At 64.2% G+C, this 24893-nt stretch carries 21 protein-coding genes; 9 read left to right on the top strand and 12 right to left on the bottom strand.

Annotated features, from left to right (window positions below):
• Positions 1–289: 289 nt before the first annotated feature.
• Positions 290–715: a molybdopterin-binding protein gene (locus D0B32_RS25980; protein WP_117337198.1), complete on the bottom strand. Its 426-nt coding sequence runs from the start codon at positions 713–715 to the stop codon at positions 290–292.
• A 768-nt stretch (positions 716–1483) separates the two neighbouring features.
• Between D0B32_RS25980 and D0B32_RS25985 the strand changes: the two genes are divergently transcribed.
• Positions 1484–2650: a porin gene (locus D0B32_RS25985; RefSeq protein ID WP_117337199.1), complete on the top strand. Its 1167-nt coding sequence runs from the start codon at positions 1484–1486 to the stop codon at positions 2648–2650.
• A 549-nt stretch (positions 2651–3199) separates the two neighbouring features.
• Here the strand turns inward: D0B32_RS25985 and D0B32_RS25990 are convergent.
• Entirely contained in the window at positions 3200–3478 is a 279-nt protein-coding gene (locus tag D0B32_RS25990) for an HU family DNA-binding protein (RefSeq protein ID WP_117337200.1), read from the bottom strand.
• A gap of 407 nt (positions 3479–3885) precedes the next feature.
• On the opposite strand from D0B32_RS25990, the gene D0B32_RS25995 reads away from it, so the two are divergent.
• Together D0B32_RS25995 and D0B32_RS26000 are read left to right on the top strand one after the other, a co-directional pair.
• Positions 3886–6252 carry a DNA polymerase II gene (locus D0B32_RS25995; RefSeq protein ID WP_117337201.1) on the top strand — a complete coding sequence of 789 codons (2367 nt, stop codon included), beginning with the start codon at positions 3886–3888 and terminating at the stop codon, positions 6250–6252.
• Positions 6253–6423: 171 nt separating this feature from the next.
• Entirely contained in the window at positions 6424–6753 is a 330-nt protein-coding gene (locus D0B32_RS26000) for a DUF4148 domain-containing protein (RefSeq protein ID WP_117337202.1), read from the top strand.
• A 100-nt stretch (positions 6754–6853) separates the two neighbouring features.
• On the opposite strand, the gene D0B32_RS26005 is transcribed toward D0B32_RS26000, so the two are convergent.
• Genes D0B32_RS26005 through D0B32_RS26015 form a run of 3 tightly spaced genes read right to left on the bottom strand, consistent with a single transcriptional unit; the run spans position 6854 to position 11686 of the window.
• The gene (locus D0B32_RS26005) at positions 6854–7813 is read right to left on the bottom strand and encodes a DmsC/YnfH family molybdoenzyme membrane anchor subunit (protein WP_117337203.1); all 960 of its coding nucleotides are present in this window, start codon (positions 7811–7813) and stop codon (positions 6854–6856) included.
• Entirely contained in the window at positions 7810–8655 is an 846-nt protein-coding gene (locus D0B32_RS26010) for a 4Fe-4S dicluster domain-containing protein (protein WP_259295153.1), read from the bottom strand. Before D0B32_RS26010 ends, D0B32_RS26005 begins: the two co-directional genes overlap by 4 nt.
• Before the next feature lie 40 nt (positions 8656–8695).
• Positions 8696–11686 (bottom strand): molybdopterin oxidoreductase family protein, encoded by a 2991-nt coding sequence (locus D0B32_RS26015; RefSeq protein ID WP_117337204.1) that lies wholly within the window; start codon positions 11684–11686, stop codon positions 8696–8698.
• A gap of 341 nt (positions 11687–12027) precedes the next feature.
• Between D0B32_RS26015 and D0B32_RS26020 the strand changes: the two genes are divergently transcribed.
• A complete protein-coding gene (locus tag D0B32_RS26020; RefSeq protein ID WP_117337205.1) occupies positions 12028–12945 on the top strand; it encodes an NAD(P)-dependent oxidoreductase in 918 nt (305 codons plus the stop codon).
• Positions 12946–13004: 59 nt separating this feature from the next.
• Here D0B32_RS26020 and D0B32_RS26025 read toward each other — a convergent pair whose 3' ends face one another.
• Positions 13005–13454: a hypothetical protein gene (locus D0B32_RS26025; RefSeq protein ID WP_117337206.1), complete on the bottom strand. Its 450-nt coding sequence runs from the start codon at positions 13452–13454 to the stop codon at positions 13005–13007.
• 235 nt (positions 13455–13689) lie between these two features.
• Between D0B32_RS26025 and D0B32_RS26030 the strand changes: the two genes are divergently transcribed.
• The 3 genes from D0B32_RS26030 to D0B32_RS26040 all read left to right on the top strand — a co-directional run bounded on the left by D0B32_RS26030 (position 13690) and on the right by D0B32_RS26040 (position 16415).
• Positions 13690–14292, top strand: coding sequence for a DUF6622 family protein (locus tag D0B32_RS26030; protein WP_117337207.1), 603 nt, complete (start codon positions 13690–13692; stop codon positions 14290–14292).
• 79 nt (positions 14293–14371) lie between these two features.
• A complete protein-coding gene (locus D0B32_RS26035; protein ID WP_117337208.1) occupies positions 14372–15487 on the top strand; it encodes a sensor histidine kinase in 1116 nt (371 codons plus the stop codon).
• Positions 15488–15548: 61 nt separating this feature from the next.
• Entirely contained in the window at positions 15549–16415 is an 867-nt protein-coding gene (locus D0B32_RS26040) for a LytTR family DNA-binding domain-containing protein (RefSeq protein WP_117337209.1), read from the top strand.
• Positions 16416–16451: 36 nt separating this feature from the next.
• On the opposite strand, the gene D0B32_RS26045 is transcribed toward D0B32_RS26040, so the two are convergent.
• The gene (locus D0B32_RS26045; protein ID WP_117337210.1) at positions 16452–17480 is read right to left on the bottom strand and encodes a sulfonate ABC transporter substrate-binding protein; all 1029 of its coding nucleotides are present in this window, start codon (positions 17478–17480) and stop codon (positions 16452–16454) included.
• A gap of 263 nt (positions 17481–17743) precedes the next feature.
• On the opposite strand from D0B32_RS26045, the gene D0B32_RS26050 reads away from it, so the two are divergent.
• Positions 17744–18934, top strand: coding sequence for a M20 aminoacylase family protein (locus D0B32_RS26050; protein ID WP_117337211.1), 1191 nt, complete (start codon positions 17744–17746; stop codon positions 18932–18934).
• Positions 18935–19069: 135 nt separating this feature from the next.
• Here the strand turns inward: D0B32_RS26050 and D0B32_RS26055 are convergent, their stop codons facing one another.
• The gene (locus tag D0B32_RS26055) at positions 19070–19942 is read right to left on the bottom strand and encodes an aldo/keto reductase family oxidoreductase (RefSeq protein ID WP_117337463.1); all 873 of its coding nucleotides are present in this window, start codon (positions 19940–19942) and stop codon (positions 19070–19072) included.
• 110 nt (positions 19943–20052) lie between these two features.
• Here D0B32_RS26055 and D0B32_RS26060 point away from each other — a divergent pair, with 110 nt between their 5' ends.
• A complete protein-coding gene (locus D0B32_RS26060; RefSeq protein WP_117337212.1) occupies positions 20053–20967 on the top strand; it encodes a LysR family transcriptional regulator in 915 nt (304 codons plus the stop codon).
• Between the two features lie 42 nt (positions 20968–21009).
• Here the strand turns inward: D0B32_RS26060 and D0B32_RS26065 are convergent, their stop codons facing one another.
• Genes D0B32_RS26065 through D0B32_RS26080 form a run of 4 tightly spaced genes read right to left on the bottom strand, consistent with a single transcriptional unit; the run spans position 21010 to position 24879 of the window.
• Positions 21010–21696 carry an NTP transferase domain-containing protein gene (locus D0B32_RS26065; RefSeq protein WP_117337213.1) on the bottom strand — a complete coding sequence of 229 codons (687 nt, stop codon included), beginning with the start codon at positions 21694–21696 and terminating at the stop codon, positions 21010–21012.
• A complete protein-coding gene (locus D0B32_RS26070) occupies positions 21693–22778 on the bottom strand; it encodes an XdhC family protein (protein ID WP_117337214.1) in 1086 nt (361 codons plus the stop codon). Before D0B32_RS26070 ends, D0B32_RS26065 begins: the two co-directional genes overlap by 4 nt.
• Complete coding sequence (locus tag D0B32_RS26075) at positions 22775–23992, bottom strand: VWA domain-containing protein (RefSeq protein ID WP_117337215.1); 1218 nt, start codon at positions 23990–23992, stop codon at positions 22775–22777. Before D0B32_RS26075 ends, D0B32_RS26070 begins: the two co-directional genes overlap by 4 nt.
• On the bottom strand, positions 23986–24879 hold the full coding sequence (locus D0B32_RS26080; protein ID WP_117337216.1) for a MoxR family ATPase: 894 nt from the start codon (positions 24877–24879) through the stop codon (positions 23986–23988). The genes D0B32_RS26075 and D0B32_RS26080 overlap by 7 nt, the downstream gene beginning before the upstream one ends.
• Between the last annotated feature and the right edge of the window lie 14 nt (positions 24880–24893).

Consider the following 24893-nt stretch of genomic DNA (forward strand, 5'->3'; position numbering starts at 1 on the left):
TCCCGCAGTCTGAGCGCGAGCGTCCAGCATGACGCCAGTTGCAAAACCCGACATCTGTAAATAGCCAGAACACGACATTAGGATATAGCCCTTACAGCTAAACCGTTGATAATTTATCTTATGTCAAATCAAACAAGCGGCACGACAAACAGATTCATCGGCGATTCCGGATGAGCCTCAACCCAACACCCATCCCGTTCCCATCACCCCGCCACATTCAGCCAGCGCGCGCCCAAACGCGCGCCGTCTGAACGCGTCCAACTCAAACGCGCCTGGCTAGCAGAGCGATCTAGTTCACCCCAATAATCACGCTCGACGCCTTGAAAATCGCCGTGGCGGCTTTTCCATTTGCGAGCCCGAGGCGATCGGCGCTTTCGTTCGTGATGATCGCCGCGATCTGCGCACCGCCTGTGGTCGAAATCGTGACTTCGGCGTTGACCGCGCCTTTCGTGACGTTCGAGACGGTGCCTGCGATGCAGTTACGTGCCGACACCTGGTGACTCGCGACGTCCACCATTACCAGCACCGAGGACGCCTTCACCAGAGCAAACGCAGCTTTGCCGGGCGCGAGGCCGAGCGTATCCGTGCTGCCGTGCGTGATCACGGCGACCACGTCCAGGCCGCCTTTGGTGCGCAACGTGATCTGGTCGTTCACCGCGCCGTGGGTGACGTCGATCACCTCGCCTTCAAACTGATTGCGCGCACTTGTTTTCATGTTTCATCTCCTGATGGTGTTGTGCCGACCAGCCAGTGTATCTATAAGTCTGTTTGCAAGCGATAGCGAGCCGTACCGCGCATCGAGCGTGACATGTCCATGACACCTGCCACCCGGTCAACTACGCAACCGCATCATTAAAACGCTTCAGGTGTTTTCGATTACGCCCCGTTACGAAATCTTCACCGGCATTCTGCGAATTTTGCTAAATCCGCGCGGCTATTCTTTCCAATCGTAATTATTACTTCCTTCGCAAATATATACGCTGAATTTCGCAATAGTCGTTCTTCACGGAATTGAAATAGTGCCCATGCGCACGCGACACGCGACATAAACCACACGCGCCCGGACAGATTTCCGCTCAATAAGAACACACGTTCCATGTACGTGATTCACTGTGCCCGAATGGCCTCGCCCAAAGGTCATGCCTTTCCTTTGAAGCCCCGTCAGATAAGGCTATCAGGCGATGTAGACCTGCCAGTGGGCAACTCCTGATAGAGCGCGCTTCATCACCTTCAAGGGCCCTCTTCGCGCCCTTCCCCGTCGCACGATTGGGCTGAACAAACATGGCCTCGCCTGAATGCCGGGTTGCCTGCGAATTAATCAGGTTTGAAGGCGCTTTGATGAATCTGCACTGTCACAAATTCGAGACAGGGCCATATTGTTTACTTTCTCGATCGCAGATCGTTGCGATACGCTTCGTGCCGAAGTTCAAAAGTTGCAACAAAAGCAGCCAGAAAAAACGAATATCCGCACGGAGAAACCTTGATGAAACGCATCGCCCTCTCGACTCTTTCGCTTGCGCTGCTGGGTGCAGCCGGCGTCGCTCACGCACAAAGCAGTGTCACGCTGTACGGCACGATCGATACCTCGATCACCTATGTCCACAACGCCAGTGGCAACAACAGCCTGTGGTCGATCGGCAATAGCAGCGGCGGCGACCTGTCCGGTACGCGCTGGGGCGTCAAAGGCAATGAAGATCTGGGCGGTGGTCTGAAGGCCATCTTCCAGTTGGAAAACGGCTTTAACCCGAGCACGGGCGGTCTGGGTCAAGGCAGCCGTCTGTTCGGCCGTCAGGCGTTCGTCGGTCTCGCCAGCGACCAGTTCGGCACGGTCACGCTCGGCCGCCAGTACGACCCGCTGGTCGACATGGTGCAAGGCATCACGGAAGACAACTACTTCGGCAGCGCGTTTGCGACCGTGGGCGACGTCGACAACTACGACAACAGCTCGCGTACCAACAACGCCATCAAGTACGTTTCGCCGGTGTTCTCGGGCCTGCAGGTCGAAGGCATGTACGCGTTCGGCGGCGTCGCTGGCCAGACGGGTTCGGGTCAGACGTGGTCGGCTGCGGCAACGTACAACAACGGTCCGTTCTCGATCGCCGCTGGCTACTTCGTGGCTGACAATCCGACGGTCACCGGTCTGCAACGCACCACCTGGGGCGGCACGTCGGACGGCACCTTCGACGGCTCGCTCGTCAATCTGGGCTTCCAGACCGCACGCTCGATCAACATCGCCCGCGTGGCTGGCCAGTACGTCGCCGGTCCGTTCACGTTCGGCCTCGGCTACAGCAACTCGCAATACAAGTCTGACGGCCAATCCGCCTTCGTGTCGACCGAGAAGTACAACACCGGACAAGGCTTCGTGAACTACCAGGCCACGCCGGCCATGCTGGTGGGTCTGGGCTACAGCTACACGCGCGCCAACGGCGTGACGGGTGCCTCGTACAACCAGGTCTCGGTGGGTGGCGACTACAACCTCTCGAAGCGCACCGACGTGTACCTGGTCGGCGCCTACCAGCACGCAAGCGGCAATACGCTGAACGCCGACGCAACGGCCGTGGTGTCGGCGCAAGCGTCGATCGGCTCGTACGGCTACGGTGGCACGAGCACGCAGGAACTGGTCTCGCTCGGTCTGCGTCACAAGTTCTAAGTCTGACTGGCGTACGTCCGGCATCGCATCAGAAGCCGGACGTCAGCGCAGCAAGACCTGCTGGCCCGCCTCTCATGGCGGGCCTTTTTGCGTCCGGCGTCAGATGGTTTTTTAGTTCGGATAACTGATTGATGAGGGCGAAACGATCGGCGCGAAAAGCGCTTGAATCAGCCCATGTATTGAACAGAATGACAGCAGACCAGGCGAGCGCACGAAGACGTGAATCGCGAGCCGCTACTGTTGAAGGCCGCGTGGGCCTACACACAGGCAAGCACGTGGCACGTAACCAGGCTTGCAAGCAGAGGCACACGAGCAAAGCCAGCAACGCATACACCGAGCCACGCACCCGTGTGCGTCGCATCAGTTCCTGCAGGTCAGGCGGCGCCGTTGGCGCAGCCCTTCAGACTGAACCGCCACGACGGCATCGCCGCGCGGCGTCAGCAAACCGCCGTGAGCGCCGCGGTGACCAGATGGAGACCGGGCAGGCGACCCACTGGCGACGCACGGCGCCTGCGGCGAAGCCTCAGGCGCGTGCGTGGCAGGCACTGCTCAGGAAGCGTTGACGGCGTCCTTGAACGCTTTGCCGGCAACGAACTTCACCGTTTTCGCAGCAGCGATCTGAATCTCCGCGCCCGTGGACGGGTTGCGGCCCACGCGAGCAGCACGTGCGCCCGTCGAGAACGCGCCGAAGCCGATCAGTTGCACGGTTTCGCCCTTGGACACCGCCGAGGTCACCGTCTCGATGATCGCGTCGATCGACTTGGCCGTAGCCGTTTTGCTTTCGCCGGTCGCTGCCGCAACAGCGTCAATCAGTTCCTGCTTGTTCATTGCACATCCCTTTCTGTATTGATAGAACCGGCGCCCGATAAAGGCGCCAGACCCGCCACCCTACCTCATCCGGGCGCATCTGCGCAAACCGCCAGTTTCCTGACGCCCCCGCCTGAATGCCGCCGGACCGCTCGATTGGGCCATCGCCGCAAGCGCCGCGCAGCCCCCTCGCCGCCACTCGACGGCGCCGGGGCGCTCCCGAGGCCAGCCTGCGCGAGCCGCTATCGTACCGCGCCTTGGGGCGCGCAAGCACAACTGGCGCGCCAAAGCGGGCATAAATGGCCCTTCTCGCCTACCATTGCGGCTAATTGTGGTAGGCAAACGGGGGCGGCCCCGCGGGTCAAATTACCGTTGCCTGCCCCTGCCCCGTAAAATGGACCGAAAGACAGGCTTGCAAAGGTTGCAGTGTGGTTGAACAACAGCAGGGTTTCCTCCTGACCCGCCATTGGCGCGATACACCCGCCGGTACAGAGATCGACTTCTGGCTGGCCACTGACCACGGCCCCCGTCATCTGCGTCTGACGCCGCAACCCTCGGTTGCGTTCACTCCGGCTGCGCAGCGCGAGCAGGCCGACGCTCTGGTGCGCAATGAACGTCAGGTCGAACTGCGGCCGTTGGGGCTGACCGATTTCCGCCAGCGCCCCGTGCTGGGCGTGTACTGCACGCAGTATCGGCAGTTGCTCAAGCTGGAAAAGCTCTTCCGCGAGCACGGCATTGCCATGTACGAGGCGGACATCCGGCCGCCCGAACGCTATCTGATGGAGCGCTTCATCACGGCGCCCGTGAGCTTCAGTGGCCGGCCGGACGGTGACGGCATCCTGCTGGACGGGGAAATGAAGCCCGCGCCGGACTATCGCCCTGCCTTGAAACTCGTCTCGCTCGACATCGAAACCACGGCGCACGGCGAGTTGTACTCCATCGCGCTTGAAGGATGCGGGCAGCGCCAGGTGTACATGCTGGGTCCGCCGAACGGTGACAGCAGTGAGATCGACTTCGCGCTGGAGTATTGCGACACCCGCGCGCAACTGCTCGAGCGACTCAACCAATGGATGCGGCGGCACGACCCCGATGCGATTATCGGCTGGAACCTGGTGCAGTTCGACCTGCGCGTCCTGCAGCAGCATTCGGAGCGTCTGCAGATTCCTCTGCGCTTTGGCCGTGACGGCAGCGTCATGGAGTGGCGCGAGCATGGCACCAATCAGAACCATTTTTTCGCGGCTGCCGCGGGCCGGCTGATCATCGACGGCATCGAGGCGCTCAAATCCGCAACGTGGTCGTTTCCGAGCTTCAGCCTTGAATCCGTTGCCCAGACGCTGCTTGGCGAAGGCAAAGCCATCGACAACCCCTATCAGCGTATGGCGGAAATCGACCGCCGCTTTGCCGAAGACAAGCCCGCGCTCGCTCGCTACAACCTCAAGGACTGCGAACTGGTAACGCGCATCTTCGCGAAGACCGAGCTGCTCACCTTCCTGCTCGAACGTGCGACGGTCACGGGGCTCGCCGCGGACCGCAGCGGCGGTTCGGTAGCGGCGTTCACGCATCTGTACATGCCGTTGATGCACCGGCAGGGCTACGTCGCGCCGAATCTCGGCGAACTGGAGGGGGAAGCCAGTCCCGGTGGTTTCGTGATGGATTCGCAACCCGGTCTGTACGATTCGGTGCTGGTGCTCGACTACAAGAGCCTCTATCCGTCCATCATCCGCACCTTCCTGATCGACCCGGTCGGGCTCGTGGAAGGCATGAACACTCCGGACGAGAGCGCCTCCGTCCCCGGCTTTCGCGGCGCCCGTTTTTCGCGCACCAAACACTGCTTGCCGGCCATCGTGGAGCAGGTCTGGCAAGGGCGCGAAGCGGCCAAGCGGCAGCAGAACAAGCCGCTCTCGCAGGCGCTCAAGATCATCATGAACGCGTTCTACGGCGTGCTGGGGTCGAGCGGCTGCCGCTTCTTCGATCCGCGTCTCGCGTCGTCCATCACGATGCGCGGCCACGAAATCATGCACCGCACCCGCGAACTGATCGAAGCGCGCGGCTATCAGGTGATCTACGGCGACACCGATTCCACCTTCGTGTGGCTCAAGCGTGCCCGCTCGCAGGAACAGGCGGCGCAGATCGGCCATGCGCTCGTCAAATACGTCAATGCGTGGTGGCGCGAACATCTGCAGGAGACTTTTGGCCTCGCGAGCGCGCTGGAATTGCAGTACGAGACGCACTATCGACGCTTCCTGATGCCGACCGTGCGCGGCGCGGAGCAAGGCAGCAAGAAGCGTTACGCGGGACTCGTGACGCGCGCCGACGGCAGCGAGGAAGTGGTCTTCAAGGGGCTCGAAACGGTGCGGACCGACTGGACGCCACTCGCGCAGACTTTCCAGCGCCAGCTCTATCAGCGCATTTTCAAGCAGCAGCCGTATCAGGATTACGTGCGCGATTACGTGCAGCGCACCTTGAGCGGCGAGTTCGACGACCAGCTGGTGTACCGGCGACGCCTGCGCCGCAATCTCGACGACTACCAGCGCAACGTGCCGCCCCACGCGCGCGCCGCGAAAATGGCGGACGCGTTCAACCGGCGCGAGGGACGTCCGCTGCAGTATCAGTACGGCGGCTGGATCAGCTACGTGATGACGGTGGCGGGTCCCGAACCGCTCGAGACCCAGCGCTCGGCCATCGACTACGAACACTATCTGACGCGCCAGTTGCAACCGGTGGCCGATGCCATCCTGCCCTTCCTCGACGACGATTTCGCCGCGCTGATGACCGGTCAGCAGGAGTTGTTCTAAATGCTTCGGCCCAGCACAGGGGCCGCGGGGCGGCGGCTCCGAAGTCTCCGCCATGAAATTCAGAGTTGTTGAAAGACGGGGAATTACGCTGTGGCGGCTCGGTAAACTTCAGTGAGGTCGCCGATCAATCGTGGTGGGCGATTCATTGGCTCGTTTTATCGGGAGTGCGCCATGAAAACGCTCGCTTTGGCGGTCTTGACTGCTTCGTCTCTCGCCCTGCCGCTCGCATCCTTCGCGCAATCGACGCCGGCGTCGAACGCGCCCCTGACGCGCGCCGAAGTCAAGGCGCAACTCGTGCAACTCGAACAGGCGGGCTACAACCCTTCGGCGGCGAACGACGCCACCTATCCCGCGCAGATTCAGGCCGCGGAAGCGCGGGTAGCGGCGCAAAACGCGAAGCAGGAGCAGGGCTACGGCTCGGGCACGAACGGCTCGACCCAGTCCGGCGTCCAGGCAACCCCGGCAACCCCGGCGGCAGTGCCCGCGAATAGCGGCCAGTAGCCTCGCGCCAACTGCGCCGCGTGATTCGCGCCGGCGCCGCGTTCACAAGCGCACGGCACGTGGGCCGGGAATCGTAGCGTCCCCGGCGCCGCGTCGCTCATCAAGCTGCCTGCCGGTAATACAGATTCTGCGGATGCCGCGCTTCGGCGAAGAAGAACCAGCGTTCCGCGACGAGTCCCGCGTACTGCACGACGCACGCGAGGCACAGCAGCCAGAACGAGCCGGCAATGGACGGCACGCTCGCACCCAGCGCGATCAACACGAACGGCACCGCAAACGCAGCCAGCAGAAAGGTCCACTTGATGCGCAGCAAGGTCTGCGGCGTTTGCCCGTGAAAGAACTCGCGCAGGTTGAACGCCCCCGCGGTAAAGCCGCGTGACTTCTGCGTGAGCGTCGGCGACTTGATGCCAGTCGCGCTTTGCACCGTGGATTTGGGCCGCAAGCGGGCATTGCGCGTGAGCGATGCAATCCGGCTCGCGCATCCCGCGAGGGTCAGCGCGCCGGCGCAGATCGCGAGACCCGCCATCAAGGCGGGCGCGAGCCATGCCGCGCAGGCGGTCGCAATCGTGAAGCCGGATGCGCAGCCCAACAGCACGAAATTGACCATCGTCAACGGTGTGGCCCATTCCTGCAGAAAGCGCAGACACGCGTAGATCATCGACGTGCAAACGAACAGCACTGCGCTCGCCAGCACTGCGAGCGCGCCAATGGTCAGCGACCACGGCGAACCAAACGCGTGCGCCACGCCATACGCGAACGCACCGCCGAGAAAGGCCGGCAACGCGAGACATTCGCGCGAGAGCCACGACGTGCGCCACATCGCAATGGCCCGCCAGGCCCGCTCGGGATGGCCGAGGTGGAAGAACGAGGCCACCAGGCCGAGCGCGCCGAGCGCCACGACGATAGCCGCGCCCAGCACGTAGAACGTCTGCGCGGGCGCCGCCGCGGGTGCAATCCAGCCGAGCCGTACGGCCAGCTCGACACCGAACAGCGCGATCAGCAAGCCCTGCCCCGCGCCGCTCAGCGTGGTGAGAAACACGACCGAAAATGCGGGCTTCATGCGTCCCTCCCAAGACTCAGGATATTGAACATGCGCCCGACCATTCCGGCGATTCCGCCGCGCGGCGCCGATTGCAACTGCGGGTGTTCGAACGGGAGAACGGCGGGGTCCGTCACGTGAGCGCCCGCGCGCCCTGCTTGCGCCTCGCGCGCGCTTTGCCCTGATGCACCGCCCTGCGACGTCGCGCTCTCCGTTTCGCACGAACACGCCTCGCTGCCACACGCCCCCGTCTTGCGACGCGGCAAGTAGTGATTCGCCGGCCGGGTCTCCCATTCCGGCATCAGTTGATAACCGCCGCGCTCACGAATGGCCTGGGACACCACCGAGTCGGGATCGTGGATGTCGCCGAAGAGCCGTGCCGAAGTCGGACAGGCCAGCACGCAGGCCGGTTTGCGGTCGCGCTCGGAGAGGTTCTCGTTATGGATGCGATCCGCGCACAGCGTGCACTTGGTCATCTCCTTGCGCTCTTCGTCCAGTTCACGCGCGCCGTACGGACACGCCCACGAACAGTACTTGCAGCCAATACAGCGGTCGAAGTCCACCAGCACGAGCCCGTCTTCCTTGCGCTTGTAGCTCGCGCCGGTCGGACACACGGGGACACACGGCGGATCCTCGCAGTGGAGACACGACTTCGGAAAATGGATAGTCTCGGTCAGCGGAAACTCACCGGCTTCGAAGGTCTGCACGCGGTTGAAAAACGTGCCGGACGGATCGGCGTCGTAAGGCCGGAAATCCGCGAGACTGCCCGCTTCGCCGGAGGTGTTCCACTCCTTGCAACTCGTCACGCAGGCGTGGCATCCCACGCAGACGTTGAGATCGATTACGAGCGCCATCTGGGTCATTGGAAGCTCCTCATCAGGGTTTCATTGTGGCCGGTGCGGCTCATGTCGGCTCGTTCTGCTCAAGTTCCCGCTCATTTGTCTGCTCATTTTTTTGCTTCCCCGCGCCACGCAGACGCGCGGCAAACTCGCCGCGCCCCGCGAAGTAGGTCTGCACGATCCGTTGCAGCACGCCGGTTTGTCCCGGCAGCTTCGGCATGGGCGCGAACTGCGGCAAGGTGCAAGCCGCATCGGCTTCAGCCGGATAGATACGCACGCGCACGTCGTACCACGCTGCCTGTCCGGTGATGGGATCGGAGTTCGACATGCGCGACTCAGCAGGCGACTCACCGGGCGACTCACCAGGACCGGCACGCGGCAATTCATCGGTAATCAGATGGTTGAGCAGAAAGCCGCGCTGCGACTCGTTGGCATCGGGGCCGAGGTTCCAGGCGCCGGCCGCCTTGCCGATGGCATTCCATGTCCACACGGTGCCTGGCTCGACGGCCTCGCTATAACGCGCCATGCAGCGCACCTTGCCCCACGTCGATTCCACGTAGATCCAGCCGCCGTCTTCGATACCGTTCTCGCGCGCGAGCCGCGGATTCATGAACAGATAGTTCTCGCCGTGGATCTGCCGCAGCCAGGCGTTCTGCGAATCCCACGAGTGATACATCGCCATGGGCCGTTGCGTGAGCGCGGCGAGCGGATAGCGCGCCCGGTCGGTGACGGCCATCTCCAGCGGTTCGTACCAGAACGGCAGCGGGTCGAAGTAGCGCGCCACGCGTTCGCGCAAGTGATCCGGCGGTTGACGCCCCGTCGTCTTGCCCTGTGCGGCGAGACGGAATTTCTGCATCACGTCGGAGTAAAGCTGGATCACGATGGGCGTGTCGAACTTGCGCAGGCCATTGGCCACCGCCCACTTCAGATACGGCCCGTTCGCGCCGCGCATGTACTGCAACGACTCCGGCAAGGTGTAGTGAAAGACGCAATTGTGGCTGGCGTACTGTTCCCACTGCTGCGGATTCGGCTCACCCACCAGCGCCTTGTCGCCCTCCTTGCCGCGCCAGCCGATCAGGAAACCCACTCCGGAGTCGGGCGCCGTCTGGAAGTTGATGACGAAGTCGGGATAGTCGCGAAACTTGCGGGTGCCCTCCTTCGTCGTGAAGGCGGGCAACTTCAGGCGGCTCGCCAGTTCGATCAGCACTTCCTGGAACGGCTTGCATTCGCCGGTGGGCGGCACCACCGGCACGCGCACGGAATCCACCGGGCCGTCGAACTCGGAGATGGGCCGGTCGAGCATCGACATGGCGTCGTGGCGTTCCAGATACGTGGTGTCGGGCAGGATCAGATCGGCAAACGCCGTCATCTCGGACTGGAACGCATCGCAGACCACCAGAAACGGAATCTTGTAGGTGCCGTCGTCGCGTTTGTCCACCAGCATCTTGCGGACTTCCACGGTGTTCATCGACGAATTCCACGCCATGTTGGCCATGAAGATCAGCAGCGTGTCGATGGGGTATGGGTCGCCGCGCCACGCATTGGTGATCACGCTATGCATGAGGCCGTGCACGGCGAGCGGGTATTCCCACGAAAAAGCCTTGTCGATGCGCACCGGGCCACCGGCGTCGTCGACGAACAGATCTTCCGGCGCGGCCGGCCAGCCTAGCGGACCGTTGGCAAGCGGCGTGTTCGGTTGCACCGCGTCCGGATGATTGGGCGGTTTGGCCGAAGGCGGCACCGCGCGTGGATACGGCGACTTGTGGCGGAATCCGCCCGGCCGGTCGATCGTCCCCAGCAGGGACATCAGCACCGCCAGCCCGCGAATCGACTGAAAGCCGTTTGAATGCGCCGCGAGTCCACGCATGGCGTGAAAGGCAATCGGGTTGCCGGTCACGCTCTCGTGCGTCTGGCCCCACGCGTCCGTCCATTGAACCGGCAGCGTGATCTTGTGATCGCGCGCCGTCTGCGCCATCTCGCGCGCAAGCCGGCGGATCGTGTCAGCGGGAATGCCGGTGATCTCCTCAGCCCATTCAGGCGTGCTCTGCGCCACACGCTCGCGCAGCAGCGCAAACGAAGGCGTTACCGGCGTGCCGTCTTCCAGCGTGTAGGTGCCCGAGAGCGCCGGCCGCGCGCCGGGCGTGTGATGCAGCACCGCGCGCTGCGTCTCGAGGTCCCACCACAGATGATTCTGCGGAAACAGCGCATTGACTTCAGCCGCTGCGGGGTCGCGCACGAACAGACCAAACGTGTCGCTCTGCTCGCGCATGTCCAGCAGTTCGGCCGCGTTGGTGAAGCGTGCGACGAATTCCTGATCGTACGAATCGGTGGCCAGCAACTCGTGAATCAGCGCCATGAACAACGCGCCGTCCGTGCCGGGGCGAATCGGCACCCATTCGTCGGCAATCGCTGCATAGCCGGTGCGGATCGGATTGATCGCAATGAAGCGGCCACCCGCGCGCTTGAATTTCGACAGGGCGATCTTCAGCGGATTCGAGTGGTGATCTTCGGCAGTGCCGATCATGAAGAACAGCTTCGCGCTGTCGAGGTCCGGGCCACCGAACTCCCAGAACGAGCCGCCTATCGTATAGATCATGCCGGCCGCCATGTTCGACGAGCAGAAGCCGCCATGCGCCGCATAGTTGGGCGTGCCGAACTGCTTGGCGAACAGGCCGGTCAAGGCCTGCATCTGGTCGCGGCCGGTGAAGAGCGCGAACTGTTTGGGATCGGTGGCACGCAGATGGGCGAGGCGTTTTTCCAGCGTCGCAAAGGCGACCTCCCACGAGACTGGCTCGAACTGCGCGCTGCCCCGCTCGGCGTTGGGCTTGCGCATCAGCGGCTGGGTCAGGCGTGCCGGAGAATACTGCTTCATGATGCCCGACGAACCCTTCGCGCAGATCACGCCCTGGTTCAGTGGGTGCGCCGGATTGCCGTCGATATAACGCACCTCGCCATCACGCAGATGCACGCGGATGCCGCAGCGGCATGCACACATATAGCAGGTGGTGGTTTTGACTTCGAGCGTCTCGTTCTGCGTGCGCGCATGGTGTTCCATGTAGCCTCCTCGTGGCGCTGCGATGGTTGTGGCTTGCCTGTGCGTTGCTTGTTGCTTGTTGCTTGTAGCTTGTGCGCTGCCCGGATGATTCGTCGCCTGCCTGACGATCAGTTGTCGCTCCGGTTCGTGCAGGCGCCGCGTGCTGCCTTGCAGGGTGTGGGTGGCAGGCTCATCAATCCTATGACCGTTATAGGCAAAAGAAAAATCGCCATTTCATATCTCATGTATCGCGGGGTCCGATAGTCCTGTCAGGTTAGGCCCGCGCTGCGGTCCTGACTGCGCAGGCTTTGTAAGGCTGCGATAATGAAATCCCCCGATTTCCCCCACTTGAAGGAGCCGCAGTGAGCGATTCAACCACCCCATCTTCCGGCGATGCCAGCCGCCGCGTCGCGTTCCTCGGCCTGGGCGTCATGGGCTATCCGATGGCCGGTCATCTGGCCAGTGCGGGTCTGGACGTGACGGTCTATAACCGCACGTTCGCGAAGGCCGAGGCATGGGTTGCCGAGCATGGCGGACGCGCCGCCCGCACACCGCGCGAAGCCGCCGACGGCGCCGAACTCGTGATGGCCTGCGTGGGCAACGACGACGATCTGCGCAGCGTCACGCTCGGCGAGCAAGGCGCGTTTGCAGGCATGGCGAAAGGTACGGTGTTCGTCGATCACACCACCGCGTCGGCCAACGTAGCGCGTGAACTCGCGGCGGTGGCGAGCGGGCACGGCCTGCAATTCGTCGACGCGCCCGTCTCCGGCGGTCAGGCCGGTGCGCAGAAAGGCACCCTTACGATCATGTGCGGCGGCGAAGCCAAAACCTTCGAAGCCGTGGCGCCGACGCTCAAGCATTACGGCGCCGCTGTCACGCTGATCGGGCCGGCGGGCGCGGGTCAGCTTGCCAAGATGGTCAACCAGATCTGTATTGCGGGGCTGGTGCAGGGCTTGTCGGAAGCGATCAACTTCGGCGAGACGGCCGGCCTCGACATGCCGCTCGTGCTCGATGTGATCGGCAAGGGAGCGGCCGCGAGCTGGCAGATGGACAACCGCGGCAAGACCATGATCGACGGCAAGTTCGATTACGGCTTCGCGGTGGACTGGATGCGCAAGGACCTCGGCTTCTGTCTCGACGAAGCCCGCCGCAACGGCGCTGCGCTGCCCGTCACGGCGCTGGTGGATCAGTTTTATGGCGACGTGCAGAATCTGGGCGGCAATCGCTACGACACGTCCAGTCTGATCTGGCGTCTGCGGCAACTGAAGGCCGCGAAATAACGGCGTCTGGCTTTTGCCTTGTTTGCCTCGCGCGTTTTAGACGGTTTCAGTCAGCCGCTTCACTGGCTGGACTTGCACAGCACCGCGGTCATGATGAGCGGCATCACCTCATGCACCGCGGCGTCGCTGCCGGCGTCGTGCAGATGCGTCTTGACGGAGTCGCTCGGTCCGAACACCACGACCCCGTAAAGCGAGCCCGGCATAGCCTGGCCGCTGCCCTTGTGGAAGATGTCGTCGTCGTGTGCGTAGCCCAGCACGGCATAGACGCGAAAGCCGAACGCGGTCAGCTCGCTGCCGCGCGTGGGGCGAAACGCGTTGACCGAATTCGCCTCCACGTGCATGGGCACCGGTTCGATATATTGATCGCTTTGCAGCGACGTGATGAAAGTGTGCGCATTCATGGTGCAGTCCAGTTGCGCATCCAGTTCATGCGCGGCGGACGGTCCGGCATAAAGACTGGCGCCGATCGCGGCGAATGCCGCCAGCGCGCTGGGCAAGCAATTTCTCATAACGATGCAACCCCTATCCTGGCAGACTTCGGGTTTTTGGCCTTTGGCTACAACGTAGAAGCAACCCCGCGCGCGATCTGTACGGCAACGATCAGATGCGGCGGACGGCACTGAGCCGCCCTCGTGATAAGACCGCAAACGGTCGTCAGCGGTTCGCGCCGCATGCAGGGCAGTTCGCGACTTGCGCAGACATTTTGTCGCAAACCGCTCGAACGTGTTCGCAAGCGGGCCGACCATGAGCGTCATCGAAGCCTTCATTGACGCCACGGAGCCAATCGCCATGTTCCTTTCCATTCTTCAACAGACCCCGCACTGGGTCTGGGGTCTGCTCGCCGTCCTGATCGTCGCCGGCATGAAACAGACCGAAGCCAGGCTGCGCTCGGTGCGCAGCGCCACCCTGCTGCCGTTCGTAATGACGGGGCTGTCGTTCTACGGCCTCGCCTCGGTTTTCCTGCATGAGCCGGTCGCGCTGGCGGCTTGGGTGCTGGGCGTGGCGGCGGCCCTGGCGCTGTGCAACGCGCTGGGCGTATGGCGGGGCGTGGAATGGTCGACGGCGGACCGCAGCCTGCTGGTGCCGGGGAGCTGGCTGCCGCTGAGCCTCTTTATGACGCTGTTCGTCCTGAAGTTCGGCGTGGGCGTGGCGGTCGCACAAACTCCCGCGCTCACGCTCGACACGCACTTCGCGGCCCTCGTGGGCCTCGGCTATGGCGGCTTCAGCGGTGCTTTCGCAGCGCGCGGGCTGGCGATGTGGCGGGTGATCCGTCAGGCGGCGCGGCGTGGTGAGCTTCGCGGTGCGCCGCTGAACGAAGCGCGCGGCGGGGCTCGCGGTAAGGCCTGAGATCGCCGAACGAAGCGGCTACAATCCGCAGCACCGGCCGCTCTTCCCGCTTGCCGCGCCCTGTTTCCGGACCCCACTCATGTCCCAGCAACGAATCGCACTTGGATGGCTATGGCGCGAAGCGCGGATCCTGCTCGTCGTGACCGGGGTGAGCACGATTTTCTTCAACCCGCTCTCCGGTCAGACGTTTGTTTCGAACGCGATTTACGCGTTTTGCGTAACGCTGTGCATCCAGAGCCTGATCGAGGCGGGCCGCTATGGCTTCTCTTCGACCCTGATCCAGCGCCCGCCGCCGGGGCAAGCCGTCAACAACGCGATTACCACGACGCAGCGGCGCTGGCCCGGCTGGGCCTGGATGGGGCCGTGGCTGCCCATTTCGTTCATCCTGGGTTATCTGGGTGGGCAACTGCTCGGCGATCTGTTGACCGGTGCGCATCGTGCGCCGTTCGCCTTCATCGAGCACATGGGGACCTTGCTGCCGGTGCTGGCGCCGGCCTTTGCGCTGACGTTGGGCTGCACCTACTTCTTCTATGTACGCGGGCGTCTCGCCGCAACGGAAGCCCGCGCGCAAACCGCGCTGCGCACCGCCGCGGAAAACCAGTTGAAGCTGCTGGTCTCGCAACTGGAACCGCACATGCTGTTCAACACGCTCGCCAATCTGCGAGTCCTGATTGCTCACGATCCACCACGCGCCCAAGCCATGCTCGATCATCTGAACGGTTTTCTGCGGGCCACGCTCGACGCATCGCGCGCGGATTCACACGCGCTCGCAGCGGAGTTTGCCCGGCTCGGCGATTACCTGGAGCTGATGCAGGTGCGCATGGGGGCCCGTCTACAGGGCAGGCTAGATTTGCCGGATGAATTGAGCACGCTGCCCGTGCCGCCGCTGCTGTTGCAGCCGCTGGTGGAGAACGCCATCAAGCATGGTCTCGAGCCAAGCGTGACGGGTGGTCAGATCGAAGTGGCGGCGCGGCGCGAGGGTCCCGCGCTGATACTGAGCGTACGCGACACCGGTGCCGGCCTCGACGCGATACCCGCCGACGGTACGCGCTTCGGCCTGCAACAGGTGCGCGAGCGGCTTGCCGCGTTGTACGGCGCGGCCGCCTCGCTGGAACTCACTTCGCCTGGGGATGGCCGGGGCGGCGCGCTCGCCACCGTCCGGCTGCCAATCGCGACGACCGCGCCACTCGCATAAGTCGCCAAACCCGCATGATTCTCCGCACTGCGCGGCATTTCAATCTTTCCCACGTCAGCCCATGCACGCCAACGCCCTGATCGCCGAAGACGAACCCCTGCTGGCCGCCAACCTGCAAGCCGAACTGCAACGGCTGTGGCCCGAGTTACGCATTGTCGCGTCGGTGGGCGATGGCGTGTCGGCGTTGCAGCAAGGTCTTGCCCTGCAACCCGACGTGGTGTTTCTCGACATCCGCATGCCGGGGATGAGCGGTCTCGAAGCCGCCGAGGCGCTCGCCGAAGACTGGCCGGACGACGGCCGTCCGCTGCCCTTGCTGGTGTTCGTCACGGCCTACGACGAATACGCGTTGCGCGCCTTCGAACGCGCGGCCCTCGACTACGTGCTCAAACCCTTGCAGCCGGAGCGGCTGGCAAAAACCTGTCAGCGTCTGCAAGCGGCGTTGCAGGCGCGTGGCCAGCCGGCGGCGCTCGAGAGCACGCTTGCGCCAATGCTGGACCAGTTGCGCGGTTTGTTCGGCGTGAGTGTTGCGGGCGCGTCTGCGCTCCAGGCAAACGCCAACACAAACACAAACGCAAGCACGAGCACGAGCACGAGCACGAGCACCCCCTTGCGCATGATCCAGGCGAGCGCCGGCAACACCATCACGATGGTGCCGGTGAGCGACGTGATCTATTTCGAAGCGGCGGACAAATACGTGCGCGTCATCACATCGGATCGCGAGCATCTGATCCGCGTCTCCCTGCGCGAGTTGCTGCAACAACTCGATCCGCAGGCGTTCTGGCAAATCCATCGTGGCACCGTAGTACGCGCCGACGCGATCGCCAGCGCAACGCGCGACGAAGCCGGCAAGCTCACGCTGAACCTGCGCGGCCATAGCGCGCATCTGACGGTGAGCCGGCTTTACGCCGACCGCTTCAGAGCCATGTGAAGCAGAAGCGCGAAAGAACCAAAGCGGCGCACCGCATCACGCCGTGTTCCAGCGCGCTTCGGCCACCGTCAGTTTCTTCGGAATGAGCTTGAGGTTCGTAAAGGTGTCGGCGATCTGCTGCTGATACGCGAGGGTCGCGTCGGTAATCGGCTGCACGCCGTAGCCGGCACGGCCCAACGCGAGTTCGAGCGTGCCGGTGTCGAGACCCACCAGCGGCGATAACTGCGCCGCGACCGCGGGGATATTGCCGCGTCCCCACTGATCCACCTGATTCAGTTCGTCCAGCAGCACATGCAGCACCTGCGGCTGCGCGGCGGCGTACTTGCGGGCCGCCACGTAGTACTGGATGTTCTGCACGATGCCTTCCGCGTTGGTCAGCACGCGCGCATTGGCCTGGCGCTCCACAGCGGCCAGATACGGGTCCCAGATCACCCACGCGTCGATGCTGCGCTGGATAAAGGCCGCGCGGGCATCGGCGGGCGTCAGGTAGATGGGCTGAATGTCCGTGTACGTGAGCCCTGCCCGTTCCAGCGCCTTCACCAGCAGGAAATGAACGTTCGAGCCACGATTGAGCGCGACCTTTTTGCCGCGCAGATCGGCGACGCTGCGGATCGGCGAATCGTGCTGCACGACCAGCGCTTCGCCGCGCGGCGCGGGCGGCTCGTTGGCGACGTAGACGAAATCGACGCCGCCTGCCTGGGCAAAAATGGGCGGCGTTTCGCCCACCGTGCCGACATCCACGGCACCGGCGTTCAATCCTTCCAGCAACTGCGGTCCGGCCGGGAATTCCAGCCATTGCACGGCGACACCTTGCGCGGCGAGCCGTTTTTCGAGCGTGCCGCGCGCTTTCAGCACCACGAAGTTGCCGTACTTCTGGAAGCCGATGCGTAGGGTTTTGGCATTGCCCTCGGCACGCGCCGGTGTGCTCGACAGCAGGGTCGCCATGCCGCCAGCGAGGGTAGCGCCAGTGCCGAGCGCCAGCGCGGCGGCGGCTTTCAGCAGCGTGCGGCGCTGCGGGTCTTGAGCGTCCAGAGCGTCTTGAGCGGGGTCTTGCGGTGCAACCATGAGCGTTCCTTGCAGGTTCAGGGCGGAGCGTGGAGCGGCTGGCGTCGCGCGCATCGGGGCCGGAATCGAAGCGGCGCGCAGACGCGCGCCTTTTGGCAGTCAGCTTAAAGTGGCGCTCCTTTGAACTGAACCAATCAATCGGTATATGCAAAGTCGTGGCTGTGTGAAGGCTGCGCCGTAGGCCAGTGCGTTGCGAGCGAAGCCGCCGTCGCCAGTCACATTGCGGCAAAATACTGACGCACTCACCACACGCCTTCACGCCCATGTCAGCCACTCAGGATTTCTGCTCCCTCCACGACACCCAGGATCTGCACGACGAACTGCGCGGGATGCGTCACCGGCTCCATCAGCATCCGGAACTGGCCTATCAGGAGTTTCAGACTGCGGATTTCGTCGCCCAGAATCTGGAAAACTGGGGCTACACGGTCACACGCGGGCTGGGCGGCACGGGCATGGTGGCTACGCTGAAAGCCGGCACCGGTACGCGCGCCGTTGCCGTACGCGCCGACATGGACGCGCTGCCCATCCACGAGGAAACCGGGCTGCCCTATGCGAGCCGCGAGGCGGGCAAGATGCACGCGTGCGGCCACGACGGCCATACGACGATGGTGCTCGGCGCCGCACGGCATCTGGCGCGCACGCGGCGCTTTAACGGTACCGTGCATCTGGTGTTTCAGCCCGCCGAGGAAATCGGCGCGGACAGTGGCGCCAAACGGATGATCGAAGACGGTCTGTTCGAGCGCTTTCCGTGCGAGGCCATCTTCGGTCTGCACAATCATCCCGGCTATCCCACCGGCACGTTCCTGTTTCGCAGCGGGCCTTTCATGGCCGCGTGCGATACGGTCGATCTGACGATCCACGGCCGCGGCGGCCACGCGGCGCGCCCCCATCTGGCCGTCGATCCCATCGTGATCGGCGCGCAACTGGTGAGCGCGCTGCAAACCGTGGTGTCGCGCAGCGTCGATCCGATGCAGACAGCGGTAGTTACCGTCGGTGCGTTCAATGCGGGACATGTGGCGAACGTCATCCCCGAGACCGCGCGTTTGCAGATCAGCGTGCGTTCGTTCGACGCGCAGGTTCGCAAGCTGCTCGAAGCGCGCATTCGCACGCTCGCGCAGGCCCATGCGGACGCGCACGGCGCGCGCATCGAAATCGACTACGTGCCCGGCTATCCCGTGGTGGTCAATAGCGCGCCGGAAACGGAATTCGCGCTGACGGTGGCGCGTGAACTGGTGGGCGAAGAGCGGGTGGTGGACGGCTTCGGTCCGATTGCGGGTAGCGAGGATTTTGCCTACTACCTTCAGGAGAAACCGGGCTGCTTCCTGCGTCTGGGCAACGGGGAAGGCGCGCCGATGCTGCACAACCCGGCTTACGATTTCAACGACGACAACCTCACCGTAGGCGCGGCCTACTGGACACGGCTGGTCGAACGGTTCCTCGCGCCGCAGGCGTGAGGCGTCGCGCCGCTGGAGGTTATCAGGCCGACGCGAGGTGAAAGGCCGTGGCCAGACACGCGTTCCAGTGCAGCCTCGCAAAGGTCGCAAAGGTCGCAAGGGGGCATGGTGTCTGGCCGCACCGGCACGTCTAACTTACTCGTGCGCCTGGGCCGCGGCCTCCAGTTCGGCAAGGACCTCGTCCGGCAGTTCCAGATGCGCGGCCTGCAAATTCTCCCGCAGATGCGTGAGCGACGACGTACCCGGAATCAGCAGGATATTCGGCGAGCGATGCAGCAGCCAGGCAAGCGCCACCTGCATCGGCGTTGCGTCCAGTTTCGCGGCCACTTGCGAGAGCACCGACGATTGCAGCGGCGAGAAGCCGCCCAGCGGGAAAAACGGCACGTAGGCGATGCCCTGTTTCGCGAGGTCGTCGACCAGCGTATCGTCGTGGCGGTTCACGAGGTTGTAGTGATTCTGCACGCAGACAATCTCGACGAGACGCTGTGCTTCGGCAATCTGCTTGGCCGTGGCGTTGGACACACCGATATGGCGCACCAGCCCCTTGTGCTGCAACTCGGCGAGCGCGGTGACCTGCTTTTCGATCGAGCCTTCCGAGGGCTTGTGAACGTCGCCCATGATGCGCAGATTGACGACATCCAGCACGTCGAGGCCGAGATTGCGCAGATTGTCGTGCACGCCGCGTTCCAGATCGGCCGGTTCCATGGCCGGCTGCCACGAGGCGTCGTCGCCGCGCACCGCGCCCAGCTTGGTGACGATCAGGAGATCGTCCGGATACGGGTGCAGCGCTTCGCGGATCAACTGGTTGGTGACGTGCGGCCCGTAAAAGTCGCTGGTGTCGATGTGATTGACACCCGAGGCCACGGCCTCGCGCAGCACCGCCAGCGCGGCGTCGCGATCTTTCGGCGGCCCGAATACGCCCGGCCCTGCCAGTTGCATCGCGCCATACCCCATGCGCCGTACCACGCGACCCGCTGATTCAAAGGTTTCCACAGGAAGGTTTGCCATCGTGCGCTCCATATAAAGGTTCGTTAAGGCTGAGCCCAGTATCGCGCGAATTGCGTTGTTCGATAATCCGATCTAAATTGCACAGGTTGTTAAACTTTTCGAACAGTGTCATGGAATTCAACGATCTCGCTGCGTTTGTCTCGGTTGCCCGCGCGGGCGGGTTTCGCGATGCGGCGCGCATCAGCGGCGTGTCGGCGTCGAGCCTCAGCATTGCCGTGCGGCGGCTGGAGACCAGGCTCGGCTTGCGTCTCCTGAACCGGACCACCCGCAGCGTGGCGCCCACCGAGGCGGGTCTGCGTCTGATCGAGAAGCTCACGCCGCTTTTCAGCGAAATGGAGGCGGCGCTCGACGTACTGAACGTCTTTCGCGACAAACCGAGCGGCACGCTCAAACTCAACGTGCCGTCGAGCACCGCGCGCACGATTCTGCCCGCCGTGATTGCGCCGTTCCTCAAGACGTACCCGGACATCCGCGTCGAAGTGGTGGTGGAAGACGGCTTCGTGGATGTGCTTTCCATTGGCTGCGACGCGGGCATCCGTTACGACGAGCGGCTCGAACAGGACATGATCGCGGTGCCGATCGGGCCACGCATCCAGCGCTTCGCCACGGCCGCCGCGCCCGCGTATCTGGATGAGCGCGGCAGGCCGCAGCATCCACGGGAGTTGCTGAGCCATGCCTGCCTGCGCGGACAGTTCGCGGGCGGCGCGATGCCCACGTGGGAGTTCGAGCGCGACGGCGAACGCGTGCGGCTGGATCCGCCGGGGCCGTTGCTGGTGCGGCCGGGCGCGGCGATGGATCTGGCGATCAGCAGCGCGGTGGCCGGCGTGGGCGTGATTCATCTGTTCGAAGACATGCTGCGCCCGCATCTGGACAGCGGCGCGCTGGAACCGATCCTCGAGCCGTGGTGGCCGAGCTTTTCCGGGCCGTTTCTCTACTATCCGGGGCGGCGGCATTTGCCGGCGCCGCTGCGGGCGTTCGTGGATTTTCTGAAGGATGGTGCCGGTGCCCCGCAGATCAGCGCGTAACGCCAGCGCAGCGTTGGCCGGTTGCGCGCGTGCCCCCAAACACTACCCATGCGCTTTACTCAGGTCTCCTGACCCAATCGCCTCACCCAGCACGCCGAGCCGTTCGAGAACGCCTGCATAGTCCTCGGGCGTGTCCATATCCACGATAAAGCGGTCGTGCGCGGCCTGATGCACGAACACCTCCTCGGGACGCTCGGCAATCAGCTTGCGGCAACCCGGATTCACATGTCCGCTGATGACTTCGGCGGCGTAACTCGCGGCGAACAGCACGGGATTGCCGCGCTGGCCGTCCCACATCGGAATCAGGATCGAGCCGCGTGGCATGGTGGCGAACGCGTCCACCAGTTCGCGGTAGTCGGCGGCCGTCAGGAGCACCTGATCAGCGAGGCAGATCATCACGACATTGCACGGCGCATTGAGTGCGGCCACGCCCGCCGCTACGGACGTCATCTGCCCTTCCCTGTACCGGGGATTGGGCTGGAACGTGACCCGCAAGCCGTCCAGTGCGGCGATCACCTCGCGGCCGTTGAAGCCCGTCACCACCACGATCTCCTCCGGCCCTGCTTGAGCAAGCGCCTCGACGGTACGCCGCACGGCAGGCTGTCCGTCGATGGGCAGCAATAACTTGTGCGCACCCTGCATGCGCGTCGACAAACCCGCGGCCAGCACCACCGCCGAGAAAGTCAGCGCGCCGCCAGGCGTCACGACATCCCACGCTGTCTCGTTCATAGCGGCTCCTCGTGCCGGTCGCGCTTCGCCAGATACTTTTTCGGTTCGCGCTCGAATTCGATCTTGCAGCCGTCGCAGCAGAAATAGACACGCTGTCCGTCCGCCTCGACGACATGGCGGGCCGTGGCGATATCCACGGCCATACCGCACACCGGATTGCGATAGCTCGCTGCCCGTGCCGTGGCCGCGACGGGCAATTCCACCGACGCCATCGACTCACACGGCGGCAGCGCCGCTACAGCCTCGCCATGACTCCCACCGGCCGGTTCCCCAGCGCTTGCGCGTTGCTGCAATTCGCGCCGCAATGTGACGAGACCGGCCACCGCGCCCAGCGCGATTTCCTGCGGTGTCTGCGCGTGAATCGCGGGACCGGCCGGCGCATGCAGCACGCTGAGTTGATCCAGCGTCACACCACGCAGCAGCATGCTCTCGCGCAAACGCTCTGCCTTCTTCTGACTCGCGACCAGCAGCACCGCCGCCGCACCGCTGCGCAGCGCGGCTTCCAGGGCATCTTCGTCGCCCTCGCCCTGGGTGGCAATCAGGATCAGTTGCGGCGCCAGCGAAGCAAACGCGTCGGCGTCGAAGCCGTGCACGACGCGTTGCAGACCGAGCGACGCGAACGGCGTGAAAGACCCGCATGCGCTGCTCACCTGCGCCGCTGCGCACACGCGAAAGCCGACCCGCTGCGCCAGCACGCACGCTTCCAGTGCGGTCGGGGTCGAGCCCAGCACCAGCACCGTGGGCGCGGGCACGGTTGGCTGGATGAACAGTTCGAGGGTACCGTTGCTCGCGCACGGCATGGCGTGCGCTTCCAGATCCGCCTCCGGTTCCTGCTCGTCGTTGCTGATACGCACGCGCTTGGGCTGGCCCAGCCGGATCGCCTCCTGCGCGGCCTGGATCACGATGGCCCGCGAACAGCCGCCGCCAATCCAGCCATACAACTCGCCGGCCCCGTCGATCAGCGCCTGTGCGCCCACCCACGCGGAGGTGGGCGGCGCGGCGCGGATCACGGTGGCTACCGCAAACGGCTGGGCCTCGTCGGTCAGACGCTGTTCGAGTTCGAGCAAAGTGGCGGCATTCATTGCAGTACCTCCAGAACCGCAGGCAGGACACGCTCCAGACTGGCCAGATCGCGTGCGCCGCCCAGTAGATCGATATGCGGCAGCGCGGCCTGCATACCGGCACTGGCCGGGGTGAAACCGGCATGGCTCGCGAGCGGATTGAGCCAGACGAGACAGCGGCAGCGTCGCCGGATGGCGGCCAACGCCTGCGTGAGCTGCCCGGGCTCGCCCGCGTCGTAGCCATCGCTAACGATCACGACCGCCGCGCGCGAGTGCAGCAGTTTCGCGGCATGCTGGCGGTTGAACTCGTCGAGACTCGCGCCGATACGCGTCCCGCCGGCCCATCCTTCCGAGAGCATTTGCAGACGCTCCTGCGAGCGCCACGGGTCGGGGTCGCGCAAGGCCTGCGCCACGCCCACCAGCCGCGTATGAAAAATGAAGCAATGCACATCCGACACGCGCGCGCTTAGCACCCGCGCCAGCCGCAGATAAAAGAAGCTGTACAGGCTCATCGAGCGGCTCACGTCGAGCAGCAAGACGATGCGCGGCCGCACCCGGCGTTTGCGCCGCCAGCCGAGATCGAGCGGCAAGCCGCCGCGCGACACGCTGTGCCGCACGGTCCACGCCATGTCGATCACCCGTCCGGCATTGGCGCGCTGTTCGCGGCGCATCTGGATGCCTTGCAAACGGCGCGCGAAGCGGCGAATGGCGGCGTCGATGGCAAACAGCTCGTCGGTCTGGTTCAGATGTTTGAAGTCCGCATGCGCGAGCGACGCCTCGGCCGCCGCGCCGTGTTGCGCGGCCTTACCCTCCGGCTGGTTGGACAGCTCGCTGCCTGCTGCCAGCGTGAGCGGCATGCCTTCGCTGCCGTCCTGTTCGCCGCCTGGCTCCCGGCCCGGCTCCCGGCCCGGCTCCAGCTTGCCAGCGCCGCCGGTGTGCGCATCCACGAGCCGCGTGCGATTCGGCCGCAGAAAGTACGCCTCGAACAACTCGTCGAAGCGGCGCCATTCCTCGGCGCGCGAACACAGCAAGGCGCGCAGGCTCCACCGCAATAGTTCGCTGTCCAGTTGACCCATGCGCCCGGCGACTTCCATTGACGCGGCCACGTCGCTGCTCGTCACGCGGAAGTCGTTCACGCGCAGCCAGTTGGCGAAACCCGTATAGCGCGCCAGCAGGGTCGCTTCGAGGCTGGGTGGTTGCGCGCCCGAGGCCGCGTGGGGCGTGCTGGTCAACATGCGGCCACCAGCCGTTCGACCACCGTGCGCGTGAGACCCGCCTGGTCCTCGCGGGTTTTGACGAGCGCCGCGAGCGAATCCATGATGCGTTCGACGCCTTGCTCGTCGATGGCCGCCACGCCGAGACGCAACAGCGCGGCCACCCAGTCGAGTGTTTCCGCGAGGCCCGGCTTCTTGCGCAATTCCATCTGCCGCACCGACTGCACGAATTCCACGATCTGCCGCGCGAGTTTTTCCGGCACCTCCGGGACCTGCGTGCGCACGATCAGCAACTCCTTTTCGAAGCCCGGAAAATCGACGTACTGATACAGACAGCGCCGCCGCAGCGCATCGGAAATCTCGCGCGTGCCGTTCGACGTGAGGATCACGTAAGGCCGCTCGGTAGCGCGGATCACGCCGAGTTCGGGAATCGACATCTGGAAGTCGGACAGCAACTCCAGCAGATACGCTTCGAAGGCCTCGTCGGTGCGATCGATTTCGTCGATCAGCAACACGGGCGCAGGCGTCGTGGTAATGGCTTCGAGCAGCGGACGCTTGAGCAGATAGCGCTCGGAGAAGATGTCCTGCTCCTTGTCCGGCATGGGCCGCTCGTCCTGCTCCAGCAGCTTGATCGCCAGCAGTTGATGCTGGTAGTTCCATTCGTACAGCGCCGAGTGTGCGTCGAGCCCTTCGTAGCACTGCAAGCGGATCAGGCGGGTGTCGAGCAGACGCGCCAGCGCCTTCGCGACTTCGGTCTTGCCCACACCTGCTTCGCCTTCCAGCAGCAAGGGGCGGCGCATTTCCATGGTCAGCAGCAGCGTGGCGGCGAAGCTGCGCTCGGCGATAAAGCCGTGTTGCTCCAGTTGCTGCTGGAGACTCACGACGTCGCCCATGCGGTCGCTCGACATGATGGTGTCCGTGC

The organism is Paraburkholderia sp. DHOC27, assembly GCF_003429005.1.
Lineage (GTDB): Bacteria > Pseudomonadota > Gammaproteobacteria > Burkholderiales > Burkholderiaceae > Paraburkholderia.